At 70.3% G+C, this 22,000-nt stretch carries 19 protein-coding genes; 10 read left to right on the forward strand and 9 right to left on the reverse strand.

Features of this window, described 5'->3' with window-relative positions:
• Window positions 1–161: 161 nt before the first annotated feature.
• Together ACFWWQ_RS22910 and ACFWWQ_RS22915 are read right to left on the reverse strand one after the other, a co-directional pair.
• Window positions 162–680 (reverse strand): DUF2617 family protein, encoded by a 519-nt coding sequence (locus tag ACFWWQ_RS22910; RefSeq protein ID WP_384599078.1) that lies wholly within the window; start codon window positions 678–680, stop codon window positions 162–164.
• 483 nt (window positions 681–1,163) lie between these two features.
• Entirely contained in the window at window positions 1,164–1,424 is a 261-nt protein-coding gene (locus tag ACFWWQ_RS22915) for a hypothetical protein (RefSeq protein ID WP_384599081.1), read from the reverse strand.
• A gap of 151 nt (window positions 1,425–1,575) precedes the next feature.
• Here ACFWWQ_RS22915 and ACFWWQ_RS22920 point away from each other — a divergent pair, with 151 nt between their 5' ends.
• Window positions 1,576–2,760 (forward strand): pyridoxal phosphate-dependent aminotransferase, encoded by a 1,185-nt coding sequence (locus tag ACFWWQ_RS22920; RefSeq protein WP_384599084.1) that lies wholly within the window; start codon window positions 1,576–1,578, stop codon window positions 2,758–2,760.
• A gap of 176 nt (window positions 2,761–2,936) precedes the next feature.
• Here ACFWWQ_RS22920 and ACFWWQ_RS22925 read toward each other — a convergent pair whose 3' ends face one another.
• Window positions 2,937–3,467 carry a YbjN domain-containing protein gene (locus ACFWWQ_RS22925; protein WP_384599087.1) on the reverse strand — a complete coding sequence of 177 codons (531 nt, stop codon included), beginning with the start codon at window positions 3,465–3,467 and terminating at the stop codon, window positions 2,937–2,939.
• A gap of 86 nt (window positions 3,468–3,553) precedes the next feature.
• On the reverse strand, window positions 3,554–6,187 hold the full coding sequence (gene clpB, locus ACFWWQ_RS22930) for an ATP-dependent chaperone ClpB (RefSeq protein ID WP_384599090.1): 2,634 nt from the start codon (window positions 6,185–6,187) through the stop codon (window positions 3,554–3,556).
• Between the two features lie 356 nt (window positions 6,188–6,543).
• Between clpB and ACFWWQ_RS22935 the strand changes: the two genes are divergently transcribed.
• The 3 genes from ACFWWQ_RS22935 (at window position 6,544) to ACFWWQ_RS22945 (ending at window position 8,124) form a co-directional block, all read left to right on the forward strand.
• Window positions 6,544–7,116 (forward strand): Uma2 family endonuclease, encoded by a 573-nt coding sequence (locus ACFWWQ_RS22935; protein WP_384599202.1) that lies wholly within the window; start codon window positions 6,544–6,546, stop codon window positions 7,114–7,116.
• 96 nt (window positions 7,117–7,212) lie between these two features.
• The gene (locus ACFWWQ_RS22940) at window positions 7,213–7,617 is read left to right on the forward strand and encodes a TIGR03618 family F420-dependent PPOX class oxidoreductase (RefSeq protein WP_384599094.1); all 405 of its coding nucleotides are present in this window, start codon (window positions 7,213–7,215) and stop codon (window positions 7,615–7,617) included.
• Window positions 7,618–7,719: 102 nt separating this feature from the next.
• On the forward strand, window positions 7,720–8,124 hold the full coding sequence (locus ACFWWQ_RS22945; RefSeq protein ID WP_384599097.1) for a hypothetical protein: 405 nt from the start codon (window positions 7,720–7,722) through the stop codon (window positions 8,122–8,124).
• Window positions 8,125–8,307: 183 nt separating this feature from the next.
• Here ACFWWQ_RS22945 and ACFWWQ_RS22950 read toward each other — a convergent pair whose 3' ends face one another.
• The 4 genes from ACFWWQ_RS22950 to dnaK are packed head-to-tail and all read right to left on the reverse strand — an operon-like array spanning window position 8,308 to window position 12,531.
• The gene (locus ACFWWQ_RS22950) at window positions 8,308–8,760 is read right to left on the reverse strand and encodes a heat shock protein transcriptional repressor HspR (RefSeq protein ID WP_384599100.1); all 453 of its coding nucleotides are present in this window, start codon (window positions 8,758–8,760) and stop codon (window positions 8,308–8,310) included.
• Window position 8,761: 1 nt separating this feature from the next.
• Window positions 8,762–9,940 (reverse strand): molecular chaperone DnaJ, encoded by a 1,179-nt coding sequence (gene dnaJ, locus ACFWWQ_RS22955; protein ID WP_384599103.1) that lies wholly within the window; start codon window positions 9,938–9,940, stop codon window positions 8,762–8,764.
• A 45-nt stretch (window positions 9,941–9,985) separates the two neighbouring features.
• Window positions 9,986–10,657, reverse strand: coding sequence for a nucleotide exchange factor GrpE (gene grpE, locus ACFWWQ_RS22960; protein WP_384599106.1), 672 nt, complete (start codon window positions 10,655–10,657; stop codon window positions 9,986–9,988).
• Complete coding sequence (gene dnaK / locus ACFWWQ_RS22965; RefSeq protein WP_384599110.1) at window positions 10,654–12,531, reverse strand: molecular chaperone DnaK; 1,878 nt, start codon at window positions 12,529–12,531, stop codon at window positions 10,654–10,656. Before dnaK ends, grpE begins: the two co-directional genes overlap by 4 nt.
• Before the next feature lie 320 nt (window positions 12,532–12,851).
• Here dnaK and ACFWWQ_RS22970 point away from each other — a divergent pair, with 320 nt between their 5' ends.
• From ACFWWQ_RS22970 to ACFWWQ_RS22980, 3 genes are all read left to right on the forward strand, one after another.
• Entirely contained in the window at window positions 12,852–15,119 is a 2,268-nt protein-coding gene (locus ACFWWQ_RS22970) for a heterodisulfide reductase-related iron-sulfur binding cluster (RefSeq protein WP_384599113.1), read from the forward strand.
• 200 nt (window positions 15,120–15,319) lie between these two features.
• A complete protein-coding gene (locus ACFWWQ_RS22975) occupies window positions 15,320–15,844 on the forward strand; it encodes a GNAT family N-acetyltransferase (protein WP_384599116.1) in 525 nt (174 codons plus the stop codon).
• A 167-nt stretch (window positions 15,845–16,011) separates the two neighbouring features.
• Window positions 16,012–16,917, forward strand: coding sequence for a Yip1 family protein (locus ACFWWQ_RS22980; protein WP_384599205.1), 906 nt, complete (start codon window positions 16,012–16,014; stop codon window positions 16,915–16,917).
• Window positions 16,918–17,042: 125 nt separating this feature from the next.
• Here ACFWWQ_RS22980 and ACFWWQ_RS22985 read toward each other — a convergent pair whose 3' ends face one another.
• Entirely contained in the window at window positions 17,043–18,647 is a 1,605-nt protein-coding gene (locus tag ACFWWQ_RS22985; protein ID WP_384599119.1) for a ricin-type beta-trefoil lectin domain protein, read from the reverse strand.
• A 295-nt stretch (window positions 18,648–18,942) separates the two neighbouring features.
• Here ACFWWQ_RS22985 and ACFWWQ_RS22990 point away from each other — a divergent pair, with 295 nt between their 5' ends.
• The 3 genes from ACFWWQ_RS22990 (at window position 18,943) to ACFWWQ_RS23000 (ending at window position 21,887) form a co-directional block, all read left to right on the forward strand.
• Window positions 18,943–20,376, forward strand: coding sequence for a recombinase family protein (locus ACFWWQ_RS22990; RefSeq protein ID WP_384599122.1), 1,434 nt, complete (start codon window positions 18,943–18,945; stop codon window positions 20,374–20,376).
• A gap of 247 nt (window positions 20,377–20,623) precedes the next feature.
• Entirely contained in the window at window positions 20,624–21,358 is a 735-nt protein-coding gene (locus ACFWWQ_RS22995; RefSeq protein ID WP_384599125.1) for an amidase domain-containing protein, read from the forward strand.
• Between the two features lies 1 nt (window position 21,359).
• Entirely contained in the window at window positions 21,360–21,887 is a 528-nt protein-coding gene (locus ACFWWQ_RS23000) for a hypothetical protein (protein ID WP_384599128.1), read from the forward strand.
• Window positions 21,888–22,000: the final 113 nt, after the last annotated feature.

The raw sequence follows: 22,000 nt of genomic DNA on the forward strand, positions 1-22,000 counted from the left end.
TGGGTGATTGTGGCGCATAGGGGACGCTCGCCCGTCGCCGTGCGCGGGGTGGCTCACGCCGGCGCCGTACGCCCGCCCCGCGGACCCGCGCGGCGGTTCGCCGGGCGGGACCGGGGTCGCGCCCCGGCCACCCGGCGAACCGCCGCGCGCGACCGTCGGCTTCACACCCTGGCGGGGATGCGTACGCCCACCCTGGTCCGGGTGGTGACCAGGCGCCCCTCCTGGGGGTAGGAGTGCCAGGTGCGCCAGCGGACCTCGCCGTGGCGGCGCTGGGCGAGCATCGCGGTGAAGGCATGCGGCGAGCCGGGGAACGTCCCGGCCAGGCCGTGCGGATGGTCGGAGACCAGGGCGAGCAGTTCCTGGGCGCGCCCGGCGAACGAGCCGCGTGACAGCGTCTCGACATGGGCGGCGAATTCGTACTCCCACTCCCCCAGGCGCTTGGCCACGCCCAGGGGGAGCGGGGTGCTGCTGCCCGGCATACAGGCGACGGTTTCGGAGCACGTACCGCGCTCCTCTTCCAGCAGCACCTGATGGGAGGCCCCCAGCAGCCTCAACTGCACCTGGGCTTCGCCCAGTTGGAGGTCGAGCACCGCCAGGGCCGGCAGGGGTTCCCTGCCGAGCGCCCAGGCGAGATCTGATGCACGGGTATCGGTATAGGCCGTTGTCAGGGTCGTGAGCATGGGTCGGCTCCGCAAGCACGCAGTGGATGGGCGGGCCGGTCCGCCCCGGAGAACGTCGGGGAAAGTCTGTGCCGGCTCGCGCCCACGCGGGATCCGAGAACTGGGGGATTCTCACTGAAGAGGGAATCACGAATGCCAGGCGCCCACAGCGGGATTACCCATGTTCGCCGGGTTTCCATCCCTCAGAGGGCCCATCAGATCATTTGTTCAACCGCCAAGCACACAAGGGTCCTTCGTCCACCGCACGAGCCGTCGGTACGTACAGGGAAGGAGGGGCCGTACGGCGGGTGGGGCGAAGGCGGTGGCCACGGTGCGTACGCGGGCCGCCGGATCGGACGGGGCCCGGCGGCCCGGCGGGCAGAGCGGCGGCGCGGCCGCCGTCCGGCGGAGGTCCGGCGCTCCCTGGGGCACTCCCCGGCGCGCGCCGGTGCCCCGCGGGACCGGCTCCGCGCCCCGGCTGGAGCGCCCGGTCCGGGAACCGCATCAGGAGCCGCCGCCCCCGCAGGACGAGCCGCCGCAGGAGGAGCCACCGCCGCAGCCGTGGTGGCCGTGGTGGCCGTGGTGGCCGTGGTGGCCGTGGTGGCCGTGGTGGCCGTGGTGGCCGCCGCCGGATCCGGAGTCGCCGCCCGCGGCCCACCAGCTGGAGCCGCCCGCCCTCCTCCGGCCGCCGCCGGAGCCACGGGATGCGGCGGAGACCATGCCGATCACCGCCATCACGATCAGCAGGAACAGCACGACACCCATCTGCCTCACACTCCTTCCGCTCCCCCGAGCGAGGCGTCCGGCGCCGGTGGCCCGCGCGCCGGTGATCCTTTCGTGCGGGGCTGATGCCCAGGGTCCCCCTGACGCAAAGCGCAGTTGAGGAAGTCCAGAGGTTCGGCGGAGGATGGCGCGCATGGACCGACCGCTGCTCAACCGCCGCCTTGCCGCATTCGGTACGACGATCTTCGCCGAGATGTCCGCGCTCGCCGTACGGACCGGCGCCATCAACCTCGGCCAGGGCTTCCCCGACACCGACGGCCCGGAGGAGGTCCGCGAGGCCGCGGTGCGCGCTCTGCGGGACGGCCGCGGCAACCAGTACCCGCCCGGCCCCGGCATCCCCGAACTGCGCGCCGCCATCGCCGCCCACCAGGAGCGCTTCTACGGCCACCTCGGCCTGACCTGCGACCCCGACACCGAGGTCCTGGTCACCACCGGGGCCACCGAAGCCATCGCCGCCTCGCTGCTCGCGCTGCTGGAGCCCGGCGACGAGGTCATCGCGCTGGAGCCGTACTACGACTCGTACGCGGCGTGCATCGCGATGGCCGGGGGCCGGCGCGTCCCGGTGACGCTGCGCCCGCGGCCGGAGTCCGGGACGTACGCCCTCGATCTGGACGAGCTGCGTGACGCGGTCACCGACCGCACCCGCCTCATCCTTCTCAACTCCCCGCACAACCCCACCGGCACCGTCCTGACCCGCGAGGAGCTCGCCGAGATCGCGCGGCTCGCCTGCGAACGCGATCTGCTGGTCGTCACCGACGAGGTCTACGAGCATCTGGTCTTCGAGGGCGCGCATCTGCCGCTCGCGTCGTTCCCGGGGATGCGGGAGCGGACGGTGACGATCGGCTCGGCCGGGAAGACGTTCTCGTTCACCGGCTGGAAGATCGGCTGGGTCACCGCCGCGCCGGAGCTGGTGGCCGCCGTGCGCTCGGCGAAGCAGTTCCTCACCTTCACCTCGGGCGGGCCGTTCCAATACGCGCTCGCCGAGGCGCTGGCGCTGCCGGACAGCTATTACGCAGGGATCCTGACCGATCTGCGCGCCAAGCGCGACCTGCTCGGCGACGGGCTGCGCGCGGCCGGGTTCGAGGTCTACCAGCCGCAGGGCACGTACTTCGTCACCACCGACATCCGGCCGCTGGGCCACACCGACGGCCATGCGTTCTGCCGGGCGCTGCCGGAGCGCGCCGGTGTCGTCGCCATCCCCAACGCCGTCTTCTACGACCACCAGGAGCAGGGCGCGCCCTTCGTCCGTTTCGCGTTCTGCAAGAAGACGGAGGTCCTTCAGGAGGCGGTGGACCGGCTCAAGGGGCTGGCCGCCTGACGGCATCCCGGGCGCCTGCCGGACACGCCGCGGGGGGGGGGCGGGGCGGCCGGCGGGGGGAGTGGGTGGCGGGGGGGCGCCGGGGGGCGGGCGCGGCCCCCCCCGGGGGGGCGCGCGGGTGGGTGTGGGTGTGTGGGGGGGGGGGCCCCCCCCGGCGGCGGACGTCGGCGGGAGGGTCAGCCCTCGTCGTCCGGCTTGTCGTCGGACTCGTCGATCTCGGACTCCAGACCGAGCTGCTCGACGATCCACTTGTCGAACTCGATGGAGGCGCGGACCCAGCTGACGGTGCTCGACACGAAGTGTTCGAGCGCGACACCCGTGCCGACCAGCATCGACGCCTCACCGATCAGCCGGACGGTGCCGTCGTCGTGGGTGTGGGTGTACGCCTTGGGCCACAGGGTGCGGCGGTTCCAGTCGTCGATCGCCTCCAGCAACTCGGCCTTGTCGTCCAGGCCGTGCGGGCGGTCGTAGAAGGTGCGGACGGAGAAGATCTGCTGCTCCTCCTCGCCGCGGAACATGAAGTACGTACGGAACTGCTCCCACGGGGCGGCGAGGTCACCTTCCTCGTCGACTACGTACTTCAGCTCCATCTGGTCGAGGAGCTGCTTGACCAGATCCTGGTCGGGCACGACGGGACCCTCAGGCCCGGTCGGCTGCTGTTCGGGCTGGCCCCCGAAATTCGGAATCGAGGACGGGTCGATGCTCACCGTGGAATTCCCTTCGTATGGTCTGCGCCATCCTCCACCATGCCCGCCCCGTCCTGGCAACCCCGGACGGGGCGGAGCGCGGCGCGTCAGGCGGCGGCGCGGGCGGACGTCACGGCGAGGTGATCGCCGTCGACGTCCACGCGGACGGTGTCGCCGTCCAGTACGTCGCCCGCCAGGATGGCACGCGCCAGCTGGTCGCCGATGGCGGTCTGCACCAGGCGGCGCAGCGGCCGGGCACCGTACGAGAGGTCCGGCGCCGGGGCGTCCACCACCGGCTCCTGGCCGAGCCAGGCGAGCCAGGTCAGGGCCGCGTCGCTGATGTCGAGGGTAAGACGGCGGTCGGTGAGGCGCTTTTGGAGGTGGTCGATCTGGATCCGGGCGATCCGCTGGAGCTGGTCGGTGCCCAGCGGGTGGAAGACGACGAGGTCGTCGAGGCGGTTGAGGAACTCCGGCCGGAAGGATGCCCGGACGGTCTCCAGCACCTTCTCCTTCTTCTGGTCCTCCTTGAGCAGCGGGTCCATCAGGAAGTTCGAGCCGAGGTTGGAGGTGAGGATGAGGATGGTGTTGCGGAAGTCGACGGTGCGGCCCTGGCCGTCGGTGAGGCGGCCGTCGTCGAGGACCTGGAGCAGCACGTCGAAGACCTCGTGGTGGGCCTTCTCCACCTCGTCCAGCAGGACGACGCTGTATGGGCGGCGGCGGACCGCCTCGGTCAGCTGGCCGCCCTCCTCGTAGCCGACGTAGCCGGGGGGCGCACCGACGAGGCGGGCGACGGAGTGCTTCTCGCCGTACTCCGACATGTCGATGCGGACCATGGCCCGCTCGTCGTCGAAGAGGAAGTCGGCGAGCGCCTTCGCCAGCTCGGTCTTGCCGACGCCGGTGGGGCCGAGGAAGAGGAACGAGCCGGTGGGCCGGTCCGGGTCGGCGATCCCGGCGCGGGTGCGGCGCACCGCGTCGGAGACCGCACGCACCGCCTCGGCCTGGCCGATCAGCCGCTTGCCCAGCTCGTCCTCCATGCGCAGCAGCTTCTGCGTCTCGCCTTCGAGGAGGCGGCCGGCGGGGATGCCGGTCCAGGAGCCGACGACATCGGCGATGTCGTCCGGTCCGACCTCCTCCTTCACCATCGACTCGGCGGACGCCTCCTGCTCCGCCTCGGCGGCCGCCGCCGCCTCCAGCTCCTGCTCCAGCTTCGGGATCTCCCCGTAGAGCAGCTTGGAGGCGGTGTCGAAGTCGCCGTCGCGCTGAGCGCGCTCGGCCTGTCCGCGCAGGTCGTCGAGGCGTTCCTTCAGCTCGCCGACGCGGTTGAGGCTCTGCTTCTCCTTCTCCCAGCGGGCGGTCAGCCCGCGCAGCTCCTCCTCCTTGTCGGCGAGGTCGCGGCGCAGCTTCTCCAGCCGCGCCACGGAACCGGCGTCGGTCTCGTTCCGCAGCGCCAGCTCCTCCATCTTCAGCCGGTCCACGGACCGCTGGAGCTCGTCGATCTCGACGGGCGAGGAGTCGATCTCCATCCGGAGCCGGGACGCGGCCTCGTCGACGAGGTCGATGGCCTTGTCGGGCAGGAAGCGGGAGGTGATGTAACGGTCGGAGAGGGTGGCGGCGGCGACCAGCGCGGAGTCGGCGATGGCGACCTTGTGGTGCGCCTCGTAGCGCCCCTTGAGGCCGCGGAGGATCGCGACGGTGTCCTCGACGGTCGGCTCGGCGACCAGCACCTGCTGGAAGCGGCGCTCCAGCGCCGCGTCCTTCTCGATCCGCTCGCGGTACTCGTCGAGGGTGGTCGCGCCGACCATCCGCAGCTCGCCGCGGGCCAGCATCGGCTTGAGCATGTTGCCCGCGTCCATGGCGGAGTCGCCGCCCGCGCCCGCGCCGACGACGGTGTGCAGCTCGTCGATGAAGGTGATGATCTGGCCGTCGCTGGACTTGATCTCCGCGAGGACGGTCTTCAGCCGCTCCTCGAACTCGCCGCGGTACTTCGCGCCCGCGACCATCGCGCCCAGATCGAGCGCGACCAGCCGCTTGTTCCGCAGCGACTCGGGCACATCGCCCTTGACGATGCGCTGGGCCAGCCCCTCGACCACGGCGGTCTTGCCGACGCCGGGCTCGCCGATCAGCACCGGGTTGTTCTTCGTCCGGCGGGAGAGGACCTGCACCACGCGGCGGATCTCGTGGTCCCGGCCGATGACCGGGTCGAGCTTGCCCTCACGCGCCGCCGCGGTGAAGTCCGTACCGAACTTCTCCAGCGCCTTGTACGTGCCTTCCGGGTCGGCGTTGGTGACCCGGCGGTCGCCCCGCGACTCCTCGAACGCGGCGAGCAGCTTCTTGGCGGACGCGCCCTGCTCGTCGAGCAGCGCACCGGTGGCACCGCCCTTGGCCGCGATGCCGATAAGCAGATGCTCGGTGGAGACATAGGCGTCGCCCAGCTCCTTGGCGCGCCGGGCGGCGTCCGCGAGGACGGCCAGCAGCTCGCGGTCGGGCTGCGGCGGCGCGACCGTCGACCCCTGCACGCTGGGCAGCGCGGCGAGGCGCCGCTCGGCGCCGCCGCGCAGCACGGCGGCGTCCGCGCCGACGGCGGCCAGCAGATCGATGATGTTCGCGTTGCTGTCGGCCGGTCCGGCCAGCAGCGCGAGCAGCAGATGGGCGGACGTCATGTCCGCGTGCCCGGCGGTGATCGCCCGCTCGTTGGCGGCGCTCAGCGCCTCCCGGCTCTTGTTGGTCAGCTCGGCGTCCACGGTCGCGGGGTCCTCCTCGTGCTCGGCGTTCTCGTCCTGTACTGCCGGTCCGCCCGACGGCGGGCAGGTAGGGCGCGTATGACGCTTCCGTACATGCTCTGGTCGACGTTCAGTAAGTTGAGTCTACGACACTCAAGAGTGAGGTTGAGCGGGGTTCACTCAAGATTGGGGAAAGGCCGGCCCCTCGGCCGGGTGCGCGGCGCCCCGGTGCCGAGCCTGCCGCGTCGCCGCGGCGCCCGGGTTCCCCGGGGCGCACGGCGCCACACCTGCGGGTGAACGTCCGGCATATGCCAGCGGCAGTCGATGCCCGGCGCCGACACTGGCCTCGACCGCAATGGAGGTGCAGCATGACAGCTATGGCATATGAGCCGACGGCGACCGACCGACAGAACCTCCTGAACGACTTCCTTGGCATGGAAACCCCCCGTGGGTTCCGCGCCGAGTTGATCGAGGGGGAAATTGTTGTGTCACCGCCGACCGACGGGGACCACGAGGACTACCTGGACCTCATCAATGACCAGGTGAAAGCGGCGTCCGCGACCCGGATGCAGATCTCGGGCGGGAAGGGGCTCATCCTTCCCGGTGCCGGTCCCGGTCTCACGAACCGGGTGATCCCGGACGCCACGATGGCGCCCTGGGCTCTGCGCGTCTTCCGGGGTGCTCCCCCGTGGATGCCGCCCAACGGCGTCGCCCTGGTCGTCGAGGTGACCAGCAGCAAAGCCGAGCGGGACCGCATCGCCAAACGCCACTGCTACGCCCGCGGCGCCCTCCCCCTCTATCTCCTCGTCGATCGCGAGACCTCCACGGTCACGCTGTTCAGCGAGCCCGAGGACGACGACTACCGCGAATCCCACTCCGTCGCCTTCGGCATGCCACTGCCGCTGCCCGACCCCTTCTCCTTCACGCTGGAGACCGGCGACTTCCTCTGAGGCGGGTGCCCCGTGGGGCCGGGCCGCCCTTACGGGGCCCGGCCCCTCGCCGTACGCGGAACGGGCGGCCCGGTGCCCCGCCGTTACGCTTCCCCCATGGCCCACGATCTCGCCGCCCTCGACCCCGCCTACCTCGCCTTCTGGGATGAGCACGTCATGTCGACGCTGACCACGCTGCGGGCCGACGGCTCCCCGCACGTCGTCCCGGTCGGCGTGACGTACGACGCGGAGCAGCGGATCGCGCGGGTCATCACGCGCGGCGGCTCCACCAAGGCGCGGAACGTGCTGGCCGCCGGGGCGGACGGTGTGCGGGCCGCGGTCTGCCAGGTCGCGGGGCGGCGCTGGGCGACGCTGGAGGGGATCGCCCGGGTGCGGACGGACGCGGCGGCCGTCGCGGACGCCGAGCGCCGGTACGCCGCGCGGTACGGCCGGATGCCGCGGCCCAACCCGGAGCGGGTGGCGATCGAGATCACCGTGACCCGGGCGCTCGGCCGGGCCTAGAACGCGTCCGGAGCGCGGGTGCGCGGTGGGTGAACGCGCCGTTACCGCGGGCGCCGTGCGCCGGTATCGTCGCCCGCACACCGACCACGCCCGGAGGGCACGATGAACCCGGTCCGCGCCACCGCCCTCGCCTGCCTGATGCCGCTGTCCGAGCTGGGCGACGAGCCCTTCCTCGTCGACGACCGCGGTCAGCACGCCATGTGCGAGCGGTGGGCGGCGGACCGCGGCTACGACCTCACCTGCCGGCTGAGCCTGCACCGGCTGCCCGCCGGGCACCCCACGCTCTGGCGCGATGTGGAACGCGGCCTGGTCGATGTCTTCGTGGCGCCGCACCGCCGGGCGCTGGAGCACGCCGTGGACGACGCCGACGCGTTCGCCGCGCGCTGCGCCGCCGCCGGGGTCCGCCTGGCCACCGCCGACCTCGCCGAACCGGTCTACGACCGCGCGCTGACCTCGGGCGTCCACCGCCGCCTGTCGATGCCGACGGCGGGGTACAGCGGGCACTGAGCTGCCGGGCGGCCCGCCAGGGAGCAGAGCGGCCGGGCGGCCGGGGAGCAGAGCGGCCGGGTAGCCGGGGAGAAGAGCGCCCGGGCCGGGGCCCGCACCGTCGCCCGGCGCGTCCGGTCCCCGGACATGCGAAAGGGCCGGGTCGCCCCGGCCCTCTCCGCTGTGACCGCCGCTCTCCGGCGGTCACTCGCCCCGCTTGGGGCGCCACACCACCAGCGCGCTGGCCTGCTGGACATCCTGATACGGCACCAGATCGCGGCGGTAGGACGCGTGCACCGCGGCCTCCCGCTGCTGCATCGCGCTGGCCGCGCCCTCCAGGGCGCCCTGGAGTTCGGCGACCCGCTGCTGGAGGGCCGTGACCTGGTTCTCCAGCTCGATGATGCGCTTGATACCGGCGAGGTTGATGCCCTCGTCCTGGGACAACTGCTGCACCGTGCGGAGCAGTTCGATGTCCCGGGCGGAGTACCGGCGGCCCCGCCCGGCCGTGCGGTCGGGCGAGACCAGACCCAGCCGGTCGTACTGACGCAGGGTCTGCGGATGCAGGCCGGAGAGCTGAGCCGCGACGGAGATGACGTATACCGGAGAATCTTCGGTCAGTTCGTACGGGTTCCGACGGTGTCCGCCCCGGCTGTCCATCTCATGCTCCCTTCGCGGCCTGGAACAGCTCCGCCCGCGGATCCTGATCCGCGGTCGCCTCGCGATAGGTCTCCAGCGACTCCTTCGCCTTGTCGCCGAGGTCCTTCGGAACGATCACCTCGACGGTGACCAGCAGGTCGCCCCGGGTGCCGTCCTTACGCGTCGAGCCCTTGCCCCGCGCCCGCATGGTGCGGCCGTTGGGCGTCCCCGGCGCGATCTTGAGCGTGACCGGCGGGCCGCCCAGCGTCGGCACCCGCACCTCGCCGCCGAGCGCCGCCTCCGGGAAGGTGACCGGCACCGTGACGGTGAGGTTGTCGCCCTTGCGGCCGAAGACCGGGTGCGGCTGGACGTGCACCACGACGTAGAGATCGCCCGCCGGACCGCCGTGCTCGCCGAGCGTGCCCTTGCCGCGCAGCCGGATGCGCTGCCCGTCGGAGACGCCCGCCGGGATGCGGACCTGCATCGTCCGGGCGCTGGTCGCCCGGCCGCTGCCTTTGCAGACCTCGCAGGGGTTCTCCGCGATCAGGCCGCGGCCCTTGCAGTCGGCGCACGGATCGGTGAGCGAGAAGCCGCCGCCCGCGCCCCGGCTGACCTGACCGGTGCCCACGCAGGTCGGGCAGACCCGCGGGGTGCCGTTCTTGTCGCCGGTGCCCGAGCACGCCTTGCACGGCTCCTTGCTGGACATCCGCAGCGGGACCGTGGCCCCGTCCACCGCCTCGGTGAAGCTGAGCGTCACCTCGGACTCGATGTCCTGTCCCCGCCGCGGCTGGGTACGGGTACCCGTCGCGCCGCCGCGGTTGAACAGGCCGCCGAAGACGTCCCCGAGGCCCCCGCCGAAGCCGCCGCCGCTCCCCTGCTGACCCTGCGTACCCCCGAAGAGGTCGCCGAGGTCGAAGTTGAAGTTGCCGCCGCCCGCGCCGGGGCCGGGACGGAAGCCGCCGTTGCCGAACAGCGCCCGCGCCTCGTCGTACTCCTTGCGGCGCTTGGGGTCGCCGAGGATGTCGTTCGCCTCGGAGATCTCCTTGAAGCGCGCCTCGGCGCCGGAGTCACCGGTGTTGGCGTCCGGGTGGTTCTCCCGGGCGAGCTTGCGGTACGCCTTCTTGATCTCGGCGTCGGTGGCGTCCTTCGGGACGCCGAGGACCTTGTAGTAGTCCTTCTCGACGAAGTCCTTCGTGCTCATCCCCGACGTCCCTCCTTCCGCGTCTTCTTCTCTGCCGTCCACACGTCAGCCCTCGTCCGGGCCACCGTTTTCCTCGTCCGAAGCCTTGGCACCGTCCTCGGATGCGGACTTGCCGCCCTGGGCGCCCGGCTGCGGCTCGGCGACGGCGACCCGCGCGGGGCGGATCGTTCGCTCACCGATGCGATACCCGGGCTGCAGGATGGCCACGCACGTGGTCTCCGTGACGTCCGGTGCGTACGAGTGCATCAGGGCTTCGTGGATCGTCGGGTCGAAGGGCTCGCCCTCCTTGCCGAACTGCTGGAGGCCCAGCTTGGCGACCACGGTCTCCAGCGATTCGGCCACCGACTTGAAGCCGCCGACCAGCTCGCCGTGATCGCGGGCGCGACCCACGTCGTCCAGGACCGGAAGCAGCTCGGACAGGAGGTTCGCCGCGGCGATCTCCTTGACCGCGATGCGGTCCCGCTCGACCCGGCGCCGGTAGTTCTGGTACTCGGCCTGAAGCCGCTGGAGGTCCGCGGTGCGCTCGTTGAGCGCCGAACGGGCCTGGTCCAGCTGTGCGGTGAGCGCGATGTCCCGCGCGCCCTGCTTGTCGTCCCCGGCCGGGGCCGAGCCCGCCTTGTCGGCGGACTCGGCTCGCGCCGCGTCGTCAGCGTTGCCTGCGGACTCGGCGCCGGAGACGTCGGGCTTCTCGTCGAAGCCCGGAGTCTCCTCCGTCACGCCGCACCGTCCTTCTTGGGCTTCTCGTCGTCGACGATCTCGGCGTCCACGACGTCGTCCTCGGCCTTCGCCTGGCCCGCACCGGCACCCGCGGCGCTCGCGGCACCGGCGTCGGCGCCCGCGGCCTGGGCGTCGGCGTACATGGCCTGGCCCAGCTTCTGCGAGACGGCGGCGACCTTCTCGGTGGCGGTGCGGATCTCGGCCGTGTTGTCGCCCTCGGCGGACTCGCCCTTGAGCTTCTCCTTCAGCTCACCGACGGCGGCCTCGACCTCGGTCTTCACCTCGGCGGGGACCTTCTCCTCGTTGTCCTTGAGGAACTTCTCCGTCTGGTAGACGAGCTGCTCGCCCTGGTTACGGGTCTCGGCGGCCTCGCGGCGCTTGTGGTCCTCGTCCGCGTAGCGCTCGGCTTCCTCACGCATGCGGTCGACCTCGTCCTTCGGCAGCGAGGAGCCGCCGGTGACGGTCATCTTCTGCTCCTTGCCCGTGCCCAGGTCCTTGGCGGTCACGTGCATGATGCCGTTGGCGTCGATGTCGAAGGAGACCTCGATCTGCGGGACACCGCGCGGGGCCGGCGGCAGGCCCGTCAGCTCGAACATCCCGAGCTTCTTGTTGTACGCCGCGATCTCGCGCTCGCCCTGGTAGACCTGGATCTGCACGGACGGCTGGTTGTCCTCGGCCGTCGTGAAGATCTCGGAGCGCTTCGTCGGAATCGTGGTGTTCCGCTCGATGAGCTTGGTCATGATGCCGCCCTTGGTCTCGATACCGAGGGACAGCGGGGTGACGTCGAGGAGCAGAACGTCCTTGACCTCGCCCTTGAGGACACCGGCCTGGAGGGTGGCGCCCATGGCGACGACCTCGTCCGGGTTGACGCCCTTGTTGGCCTCCTTGCCGCCGGTCAGCTCCTTGACGAGCTCGGCGACGGCCGGCATACGGGTCGAACCGCCGACCAGGACCACGTGGTCGATCTCGGACAGCGCGATGCCGGCGTCCTTGATGACGTTGTGGAACGGGGTCTTGCAGCGGTCGAGGAGGTCCGCGGTCAGCTGCTGGAACTGCGAGCGCGTGAGCTTCTCGTCCAGGTGCAGCGGGCCCTCGGCGGAGGCGGTGATGTAGGGAAGGTTGATCGTCGTCTCGGTGGAGGACGACAGCTCGATCTTCGCCTTCTCGGCGGCCTCGCGCAGGCGCTGGAGCGCCATCTTGTCCCTGGACAGATCGACGCCGTGGCCGTTCTGGAACTGCTTGACCAGGTGGTCGACGACGCGCTGGTCCCAGTCGTCACCACCGAGGTGGTTGTCACCGTTGGTGGCCTTCACCTCGACGACGCCGTCGCCGATCTCCAGCAGCGAGACGTCGAAGGTGCCGCCACCGAGGTCGAAGACCAGAATGGTCTGGTCGTCCTTCTCCAGGCCGTAGGCGAGGGCGGCCGCGGTGGGCTCGTTGACGATGCGCAGGACGTTCAGACCCGCGATCTCACCGGCCTCCTTGGTGGCCTGGCGCTCGGAGTCGTTGAAGTAGGCCGGGACGGTGATGACCGCGTCCACAACCTTCTCGCCCAGGTACGCCTCGGCGTCACGCTTGAGCTTCTGCAGGACGAAGGCGCTCATCTGCTGCGAGTTGAAGCCCTTGCCGTCGATGTCGACCTTCCAGTCAGTGCCCATGTGGCGCTTGACCGACCGGATGGTCCTGTCGACGTTGGTGACCGCCTGACGCTTCGCGACCTCGCCGACCAGCACCTCGCCATTCTTGGCGAAGGCGACGACGGACGGCGTGGTCCTGGCGCCCTCGGCGTTGGTGATGACGGTGGGCTCACCGCCTTCGAGAACACTGACGACGGAGTTCGTCGTGCCCAGGTCGATGCCGACCGCACGTGCCATGTCGATTCCTCCAGCTGACTTGAGTGGAACGGACTCAAGCATGCACGAGCCCCCAAAACCTGTCAACAGAGTTGAGTCATGACCGCTCAAGTTTTATACGGGCCTTATCCTCAGCGCCGCGATCAAGAGGGGGCGCGCCGGGGCGGCGCACCCGTTCGGCGCGTGTACGCCGCCCTCGCGCGGGGGTGCCCGCGCGACGCAGATCACCGGCCGGGCGGCTTCATGGGGCCCGGGATACTGGGTAACCTCAGCGCAGACCCGAAAAGTTACTGCTTAGTAGTCGCAGTAGTCCCCGCTCTCGCAGGCCCGAGGAGCCATCAATGCAACTCGCCGCGATCATCGTGTCGCTGGTCCTAATCGCGGTCGGCGTCGCGCTGTTCGGCCGTGCCATCGCACAGATCTACCGCTTCGTACGGCTCGGCCAGAACGTCCCCGCCGGCTCCCGGACCGACGACCCGAAGCAGCGCACCGTCACCGTGGTCAAGGAGTTCCTCGGCCACACCCGCATGAACCGCTGGGGCGTCGTCGGCGTGGCCCACTGGTTCGTGGCGGTGGGCTTCTTCTCGCTGCTGCTGACGATCGTCAACGCCATCGGCCAGCTCTTCAAGGCCGACTGGCTCCTGCCGGTCATCGGCGACTGGGCCCCGTACAACGTCTTCGTCGAGTTCATCGGCACGATGACGGTGCTCGGCATCCTCGTGCTGATCGTGATCCGCCAGCTGAGCAAACCGGGGAAGCCGGGGCGTAAGTCCCGCTTCGCGGGTTCCAACTTCGGCCAGGCGTACTTCGTCGAGGCGGTCATCCTCATCGTCGGCGTCTGCATCTTCATGCTGCACGCGCTGGAGGGTGCCCAGCACCACGTCGACGGCTACGAGGCGTCGTTCTTCCTCTCGTACCCGGTCGTCAGCCGGCTGGAGGGGACGGACATCGCGACGCTCCAGAACCTCACCTACTTCTTCGCCGGGCTGAAGATCGCGACGTCCTTCATCTGGATGATCACCGTCGCGCTCAAGACCGACATGGGCGTCGCCTGGCACCGCTTCCTCGCCTTCCCCAACATCTGGTTCAAGCGCGAGGCAGACGGCGATGTCGCGCTCGGCGCGCTCCAGCCGATGACCAGCGAGGGCAAGGAGATCGACTTCGAGGACCCGGGCGAGGACGACCAGTTCGGCGTCTCGCAGATCGAGCACTTCTCCTGGAAGGGCCTGCTCGACTTCTCCACCTGCACCGAGTGCGGTCGCTGCCAGTCGCAGTGCCCCGCCTGGAACACCGGTAAGCCGCTCTCACCGAAGCTGCTGATCATGGCGCTGCGCGACCATGCGCACGCCAAGGCGCCGTACCTGCTCGCCGGGGGCGGCAAGGATGCCGAGGGCGAGGAGAAGGCGACCGCCGAGCAGCTGGCGGACGTCCCGGCGGCGGCGCTGGCCGAGGCCGAGCGCCCGCTGATCGGCACCCTCGAAGAGGGCGGCGTCATCGACCCGGACGTCCTGTGGTCCTGCACCACCTGCGGCGCCTGCGTCGAGCAGTGCCCGGTCGACATCGAGCACATCGACCACATCGTCGACATGCGCCGCTACCAGGTCATGATCGAGTCCAGCTTCCCCAGCGAGGCGGGCACGATGCTGAAGAACCTGGAGAAGAAGGGCAACCCCTGGGGCCTGGCCAAGAAGCAGCGCCTCGCGTGGACGAAGGAGGTCGACTTCGAGGTCCCGGTCGTCGGCAAGGACGTCGAGGACCTGACCGAGGTCGACTACCTCTACTGGGTCGGCTGCGCCGGTGCCCTGGAGGACCGCGCGAAGAAGACCACCAAGGCGTTCGCCGAGCTGCTGCACATCGCGGGCGTGAACTTCGCGATCATGGGCGGCGACGAGAAGTGCACCGGCGACTCCCCGCGCCGGCTGGGCAACGAATTCCTCTTCCAGCAGCTCGGCGCGGAGAACGTCGCCACGCTGAACGCCGCGTTCGGCGAGGATGACGAGGACCCGGAGACCAAGAAGCCGAAGTCCTCGAAGAAGATCGTCGCGACCTGCCCGCACTGCTTCAACACGATCGCCAACGAGTACCCGCAGCTCGGCGGCGAGTACGAGGTCATCCACCACACACAGCTGCTCCAGCACCTCGTCGACGAGGGCAAGCTGGTGCCGGTCACGCCCGTCGAGGGCCTGATCACGTACCACGACCCCTGCTACCTCGGCCGTCACAACAAGGTCTACACACCGCCGCGCGAGATCATCGCCAAGGTGCCGGGCCTGCGGAACGAGGAGATGCACCGCCACAAGGAGCGCGGATTCTGCTGCGGCGCCGGCGGCGCCCGCATGTGGATGGAGGAGCGCATCGGCAAGCGCATCAACAATGAGCGCGTCGACGAGGCGCTGTCCCTCAACCCCGACATCGTCTCGACCGCCTGCCCGTTCTGCCTCGTCATGCTGACCGACTCGGTCAACGGCAAGAAGAACGACGGCACGGCGAAGGAGTCGATCCAGGTCGTGGACGTGGCGCAGCTGCTCCTCGACTCCGTCAGGACGCCCGCCGACCCGGCCGACGACGCCCCGGCGGAGGACGCGCCGGAGCCGGAACCGGCGAAGTGATGCCGTGATCCGGGTGCTCCGGACGGCCCCGTAGGGGCAGGGTCCGCCGCCGACGGCCGGTCCGTACCGATGTCGCGATGACGATGTCGACGCGGACCGGCCGTCGCCGTCTCCGGGCTCCCCCTACGTCTCCCGCCCGCCACCCCCCCCGGGCAGAAATCCACGCGACGTCCGCCCCGCCGTCCGGCACGATGACGGCCATGACCTCAGCCCCGGCACCCGACGCGCGCCCCGGCGGCGCCGCCGCCCCCGCGGACACCGACGCTGCTGACGGCGTCCGCGTCCGCCGCGCCACCACCGCGGACGCCCCCGCCATCGCCCATGTCCACCGCGAGTCCCGGCGGGTCACCATGCCCTACCTCCCGCCGCAGCGGCACGACCTCGACGGCGTCATCACCTGGATCCGCGACCATCTGCTGCCCGGCTGCACCACCTGGGTCGCCGAACGCGGCACCGACGTCATCGGCTACGCCGCCGTCCGCGACGACGTGCTCGAAGACCTCTACCTCCACCCGGACGAGCTGCGCCGGGGCCTCGGCACCCGGCTCCTCGCCGCGGCCCTCGCCCACCGCCCGGACGGCCTCACCCTGCACGTCTTCGAGGCCAACACCGGCGCCCGCGCCTTCTACGCCCGCCACGGCTTCACCACCGTCGCCAGTGGCTCCGACAACATGGAGGGCCTGCCCGAGCTGACCCTCCACCGGGGGCCGGCCCCGGCCCCGTAAGGTGCGCGCCCCGCATCCCTTAGGGGCCATGGCCGGTTTGCGCAGGTAGCGGTGTCCGGTTCCCCCTAGGGGATGTCACAGCTCGGCAGCAAACCCTCTCCGCCGTCCCCGGGCCGCCACGGGGGCGGGGCGGAGCAGGTACGTTCGAGGGCGTGGCTGGATTCAGGATGGGTCGCGGACAAGATCCCCGCGCCGCGCAGGACAGGCAGCAGCAGGGGCAGCAGGCACCGTACGGGCAGGGCCCCTACGGGCAGCAGCCCCCGCCCCCGCACGCCCAGTGGCAGCAGCCGCAGCCCGGGCAGTACGGCGGGCCGGGCGCCACGCAGCCGGACCGCCCCGGCGAGCCGGAGTACTTCGGCGACGGCGGCTACCAGCAGGGGCACGCCCCGTACTCCACCGCCAACGCCCCCGGCCACACCCAGCAGTTCAGCCTCGGCGACGCCCCGGACGCGTACGGGCAGCAGCCTTACGGTGACGACGGGCAGTACGACGACGGCGGCTACCAGGCCGGGCAGAACGCCGCGCCGCCCGGTCCCCGGCTGCACTGGAAGCAGCTGTTGTCCGGGATCGTGCTGCGGCCGGTGCCGACGTTCTGGCAGATGCGCGACCACCAGGTCTGGGCGCCCGCGCTGGTCGTCTCGTTCCTCTACGGGCTGCTCGCCGTCTTCGGCTTCGACAAGGCGCGCGAGGACGTCCTCAACGCCACGCTGTCGCAGAGCATCCCGTGGGTGCTGATCACCGCCGTGATGTTCATCGTCGGCGGGCTGATCCTCGGCGCGGTCACCCACACCCTCGCCCGCCAGCTCGGCGGCGACGGCGCCTGGGCGCCCACCATCGGCCTGTCGATGCTGATCACGGCCATCACGGACGCGCCCCGGCTGCTGTTCGCGATGTTCCTCGGCGGCGACAGCCCGCTCGTGACGGTCCTGGGCTGGCTGACCTGGCTGGCCTCCGGCTTCCTGCTGACGCAGATGGTCAGCAAGTCCCACGACCTGCCCTGGCCCAAGGCGCTGGGCGCCTCCGCGATCCAGCTGGTCGCCCTGCTCGCCCTGGTCAAGCTCGGCACGCTCTGACCGTACGGCGGCCCCGTACCCGTTTCACGTGAAACAGGCGCCGCGGCCCCGCCCCGCAACGGACCGAAGGGCCCCGCCCCGGAATTCTCCCGGAGGCGGGGCCCTTCGCCGTACGGGCCCGTCGCTCAGGCGCGGGTGAACCGCTGTGCCGCCGACCCGTCACAGGTCTCCAGCCGCAGCGGGTCCTTCGCCGCCCGCAGCGTCAGACAGAGCGACGCGGCGGACGCCGGGCGGTAGGTGCCGCCGTCGCCTTCGGTGAAGCGCTGGTTCTCCGCCCCGGAGCAGTTCCAGACCACGAGCGCGGCGCCCACCTCGTAGCGGCCGCCGGGCACGTCCAGGCAGCGGTCATGGGTGAGTTCGGTGTGCAGCGAGCGTTCCCCGGAGTCGTACCACCAGCCCTGGTTGCGCTGCCCGAGGCAGTCCCAGCCGCCGACCGCGGTGCCGTTGGCGGAGGCGCCGCCGGTGACGTCCGCGCAGGTGCCGGTGGCGGCGTTGCGCAGCGGCCGGAACGCGTCATCCCAGGCGCCCGGGTAGAGCTGCGGCTTCCCGGTGCTCGCCGGATCGGCGCAGGACGCCTCGCGCAGCCCGCTGTCGTAGAACTGCGTCAGGCAGGCGGCGAAGGCGGCGTGGCCCTTCGCGTTCGGGTGGAAGGACTGCCGCACCGAGTTGGCGTCCGGCGGGAACGGGTTCGAGACGTCCACGTACAGGCCGCGTGCCCAGGTGTCCTCCATGCAGACCTCGTGGCCGTGGAAGAGCCGCGAGGTGTCGAGGTACGCCGCGCCCGCGCCGTTCGCCGCCTTCCGCACCCCGCGCTCGAACGCCGGGACCGCGGTGTTCCGCCCCCACGCGGAGTCGGAGGTGTAGCCGGTGCAGCCGCCCGGGATCTTGCCGGGGAAGTCCGGGTTGTCGGTGACGTCCGGCCCGATCGGGCTCGGGTACGACATGAGCACGAGGCGGTAGTCGCCGTCGCCGTACCCGGCGCCGCGCATCACGGTCCGCAGGTCCCCGACGGTCCGCTCGACCTTCGGCACCAGCCCGTCGACCCGCGCCTGCCAGCCCGGCAGGTACTTCGGCTCACAGGTCCCCTGGAGCGTGAACCACCGCGTCACGCAGTCCGTCATCACCGGCCCGAACTGCAGATCGTCGTTGGCGCCGACCATCATCACGATCATCTTGACCCGGGTGTTCCGCGCGGCCGCGGCCAGACTGTCGCTCTGCACCTCCTCGTCCGCGTACTGCTTGTCCCCGCCGATCACGATGTTGCCGCTGTACGCGCCCGAGCAGGCCACGTTGTACGTCACATCCACCGGGACGCCGGTGCGGTGGATCGCAGAATCGGGCGAGCGGTGGCACCAGTTGTCGGGCCCGTTGGTGCCCGGTTCGTACGTGCCGACGCCCTCGCCGGATATCTCGCTGTCGCCCAGCGAGATCAGCGACGTCTTCCGCTCGGCGAGCGGCCGCACCGCCGGTTCGCCGTAGAGCCGGGTGGCCTCCCGGGCGCGGGCCGCCTCCACCCGGGGCGCCAGGGGCGCGGTGGCCGCGGCCGCGACTGTGGACTGGGGTCGCGCCGCCGGGGGCGCCGCCGATGTCGCCGCCGTGGGCGCCGCGACCGCCGCGCCCGTCCCGCCGCCGGTGCCCAATGCCACGGTCAGCGCCGCGACGGCGGCCACCGGCCACCGCCTCCTGCGCCGCCCCGGTCCCGCCCGCCTCACCGTTCTCGCACGTGCCATGGGGTCTTCCCTCCGGTCCGCTGTTACCGCCGGTTTCTACTCGGCGGGACGGGACGGCGGAACGCCCGGAGCGGTATTGGCCGAATCCGGCGCGCGAGAACGCCGAAGGGGCCGCAGCACCATGCCACGGCCCCTTCAGGCTTCTGCCGTTCTCCCGCCCGTCAGGCGTCCAGCACCTGGCCGTCCCGGCGGACCACCGGCGGCTGCACGGACCAGAGCGAGTGAACTAAATGATGGTAGTAACGTCTCCCTTCGCCGCCGGCACAGGCCGCAGGCGACCGGGGAGGGGCTGAGCATGGCACGCAAGGTAGGGATCTACACCCGTATCTCACGGGACGACGAGGGCGAAGCACTCGGCGTTGCCCGCCAACGCACGGACTGCGAAAGGCTGGCGGATCTCCGTACCTGGCAGGCCGTGAAGGTCTACGAGGACAACGACGTGTCCGCGTTCAAGCGCAACGTGGTGCGCGAAGAGTTCGAGCTCATGTTGAAGGACCTGCGGGCCGGCCTGATTGACGGCGTCGTCGCGTACGACCTCGATCGGCTCGCCCGCCAGCCGCGCGACCTTGAACGGCTGATCGAGATCTTCGACGACCGCCCCCGGCTGGAGTTCGCAACCGTCACCAATGACGTGAACCTCGGTTCCGCCGACGGGCGCACCATGGCGCGGATCATGGTGGCGTTCGCCAACAAGTCGTCGCACGACACATCGCGGCGGATCAAGCGCAAGCACCTTGAGTTGGCACAGCAGGGGAAGAGCAACGGCGGTCCGGCCCCGTACGGATGGCGCAAGGACGACCGCGACAAGGTCGATCCGGAGGCCGCGAAGCACATTCGCGAGGCGCAGAAGGCGATACTCACCGGCGTCCGCATCGGCACCGTCCGCACTCAATGGCAGGAGCAGGGGCTGGGCAACCCCCGCGAAGGCACGAAGCGGATGGCGCACCACCACGTGGAGCACATCCTCACCAACCCCCGGTTGGTCGGGTACCGCACCTATCACGGCGAGATCTTGTATGCCGAGGGCGGCGAGCCCGTCATGGGCGAGTGGGAGCCGATCAACACCGTCGAGGAGTGGGAGGCCGTCTGCGCGGAGATCGCCGACCGCAAGCAGGCAAAGACGGGGCAATCGCTCGCCCGTAAGTACCTGCTCTCCGGCATCGCGCGATGCGGTCTGTGCAAGAACAAGATCCGAGGTCAGGTCAACACGAAGTGGAAGCCTGGCTCCAAGGGAGCCCGGTACACGTACCAGTGCTCGAAGGTCAACGGTGGGTGCGGCAAGGTCGCCCGTGTCGGCGAGCCCGTTGACCGTCTGATTGCCCAGCTCGCACTCAAGGAACAGCGCGAGAGGGCTGCCACGAAGGGGGTTCCGGTCGAGGAGCGTTGGGCCAGGGAGCAGGAGCTGGAAGACCTGCAAGTCGGCATCGCCCAGCTCATCGAAGCGGAGAAGGCGAAGACCATCACCGTGTCCACCCTCTTGCAGCTGTTGCCCGACAAGGAACGGGAGCGGGACGCGTTGAAGTTGGAGCGCGCCCGGTTCTACAAGGAGCAGAAGCAGGCGGAAGCCAAGGGGAGCACGGCTGACATGACCGTGGATGAGTTCTTCGGTCTTCCCATCGAGCGTCAACGGGAGATCGTGCTGCACAGCCTTACGTCCGTGATCATCCACCCCGCAGGGCGGGGCCAGCGGAAGTTCGACCCCGAGTTGATCGATCCTGTTTGGCGTTGAAGAGGGGAACCCCTGTGCCGCCCGCGTGCTTCGCGCGGGCGCGACACGCAGGTCGCATGACATGGCACTGGATCCCGGCCAACGGGCCGGTCACTGCCGAAAATCAACTGCCCTGCACCCTCCTGAGCAGGTAGTTTTGCATGATCACTGGGTTGGACGATGATCCGGTGACTACGGGGAGGAATTGCACATGACGTCACCCATGCCGTTTTTAAGCCGCACAGCTCGACTGTGCACAGCCGGGGGCGTGAGCGTCGCCGTGTGGGCCGGTTGCCTCGGCGGCACGAGTACCGCTGCCGAGCTCGCGCCCACGGCCGCTACGAACACGACGCAGCAGAACACGCACTACATCGACCCGCACCTGCCTGACGCCAACGGGAACATCCCCGCCAATCAGGAGGGGCCGCCGAAGCTCATCAACCCGGCCGCCCGGTACGTGCCGGAGCCGCCGGCAAGCCCTCCGCCGTCGCTGTCGCCGGCCGCCAAGGCCCTCGCAGCCAGCCCCGTCAGCGGCCACGGCACCGCGAACTGGGCACGCAACCACGTCGGCACGAAGTGGGAGTACAAGCAGGACTGCGCCAATTTCGTGTCCAAGGCCCTGTACTACGGCGGCGGCATGAAAATGCGCCCCGGAGGCCGGAAGGCCGACAACGCGTGGTGGCAGGGCAAGTACGGGTTCGGCAAGAGCTGGGCGTGGACCAGCGCCAATTACCTGCGCCTCCACGTCACCAAGTGGCGCCACTCCAAGGTCATCGCGAAGGACTACAACGCCCAGCTCGGGGACCTGGTCTTCTTCAAGTGGAAGAAGGAGAAGATCTACAACCACGTGGCGATCGTGGATTCGAAGGTCCAGGGACGCATCAACCTGGTGCAGCATGGGCTGAAGGACCAAACTAGCCTCGCCGACGTGATCAACCGCTACAAGAACACCAAGAACCCGATCCAGAAGGTCACGATCGTCAGGGTCAGGGACAGGAAGTGACATGACGAGGACAAAGCAGCGCTACGGTGCAGCCGCCACGCTGGCGCTGGCTGTGTTGACCCTGTCCGGGTGCGACAGCAACTCCGACACATCGTATGAGTCCGCCTACGCCAACCACGAGCCGCTGCACGTGGTCGGCTACCCGTCCACGGGCTCGCTCCGCCTCACCCAGGAACTCGTGTGGCACATAGCCGACGGCGAGACGGATGACCTCCGATCCCTGGCCACCAGCGACAGCAGCGACGCCCAGAGCAAGAAGACGGCAGAGAACTGGATCAAGGGCTTCGAGGAGGGCGCCCGGGGCAAGGTGACGGCCGACTTCTACGACGAGGCGTCTGAGCGCCAAGTCGTCGTGTTGTACTTCCACGACACCAAGCAGGTCAAGGAGTTCAGCCTGCGCGTCGACGGCAAGTCCGACGAGGAGAAGTGGCAGGTCCTGATGAAGGAAACCGACCTCAAGGACGCCAAGCAGAAGCCCACCTGGGCCCCCAAGGAGCCCGGCGGGACCGACTCCAAGAGTTCGTCGTAGTAAGCGCAGTGCCCCCCCCATCACCCAATTTGCGGGGCCCAGCCCCGGTGTTTGGCCGCTGGCCAGTGCAGTATCGCCGGCCCGGCGGAGAGCCCTAAGTTTAGGTAACCCGA

Origin of the sequence: Streptomyces sp. NPDC059080 (assembly GCF_042739975.1) — a bacterium.
Lineage (GTDB): Bacteria > Actinomycetota > Actinomycetes > Streptomycetales > Streptomycetaceae > Streptomyces > Streptomyces benahoarensis.

Excerpts from the sequence above, each read along its gene's own strand:
- ACFWWQ_RS22910 (WP_384599078.1), bottom strand. The coding sequence starts at position 680 with ATGCTCACGACCCTGACAACGGCCTATACCGATACCCGTGCATCAGAT.
- ACFWWQ_RS22915 (WP_384599081.1), bottom strand. The coding sequence starts at position 1,424 with ATGGGTGTCGTGCTGTTCCTGCTGATCGTGATGGCGGTGATCGGCATG.
- ACFWWQ_RS22920 (WP_384599084.1), top strand. The coding sequence starts at position 1,576 with ATGGACCGACCGCTGCTCAACCGCCGCCTTGCCGCATTCGGTACGACG.
- ACFWWQ_RS22935 (WP_384599202.1), top strand. The coding sequence starts at position 6,544 with ATGGCATATGAGCCGACGGCGACCGACCGACAGAACCTCCTGAACGAC.
- ACFWWQ_RS22940 (WP_384599094.1), top strand. The coding sequence starts at position 7,213 with ATGGCCCACGATCTCGCCGCCCTCGACCCCGCCTACCTCGCCTTCTGG.
- ACFWWQ_RS22945 (WP_384599097.1), top strand. The coding sequence starts at position 7,720 with ATGAACCCGGTCCGCGCCACCGCCCTCGCCTGCCTGATGCCGCTGTCC.
- ACFWWQ_RS22950 (WP_384599100.1), bottom strand. The coding sequence starts at position 8,760 with ATGGACAGCCGGGGCGGACACCGTCGGAACCCGTACGAACTGACCGAA.
- dnaJ (WP_384599103.1), bottom strand. The coding sequence starts at position 9,940 with ATGAGCACGAAGGACTTCGTCGAGAAGGACTACTACAAGGTCCTCGGC.
- dnaK (WP_384599110.1), bottom strand. The coding sequence starts at position 12,531 with ATGGCACGTGCGGTCGGCATCGACCTGGGCACGACGAACTCCGTCGTC.
- ACFWWQ_RS22970 (WP_384599113.1), top strand. The coding sequence starts at position 12,852 with ATGCAACTCGCCGCGATCATCGTGTCGCTGGTCCTAATCGCGGTCGGC.
- ACFWWQ_RS22975 (WP_384599116.1), top strand. The coding sequence starts at position 15,320 with ATGACCTCAGCCCCGGCACCCGACGCGCGCCCCGGCGGCGCCGCCGCC.
- ACFWWQ_RS22980 (WP_384599205.1), top strand. The coding sequence starts at position 16,012 with ATGGGTCGCGGACAAGATCCCCGCGCCGCGCAGGACAGGCAGCAGCAG.
- ACFWWQ_RS22985 (WP_384599119.1), bottom strand. The coding sequence starts at position 18,647 with ATGGCACGTGCGAGAACGGTGAGGCGGGCGGGACCGGGGCGGCGCAGG.
- ACFWWQ_RS22990 (WP_384599122.1), top strand. The coding sequence starts at position 18,943 with ATGGCACGCAAGGTAGGGATCTACACCCGTATCTCACGGGACGACGAG.
- ACFWWQ_RS23000 (WP_384599128.1), top strand. The coding sequence starts at position 21,360 with ATGACGAGGACAAAGCAGCGCTACGGTGCAGCCGCCACGCTGGCGCTG.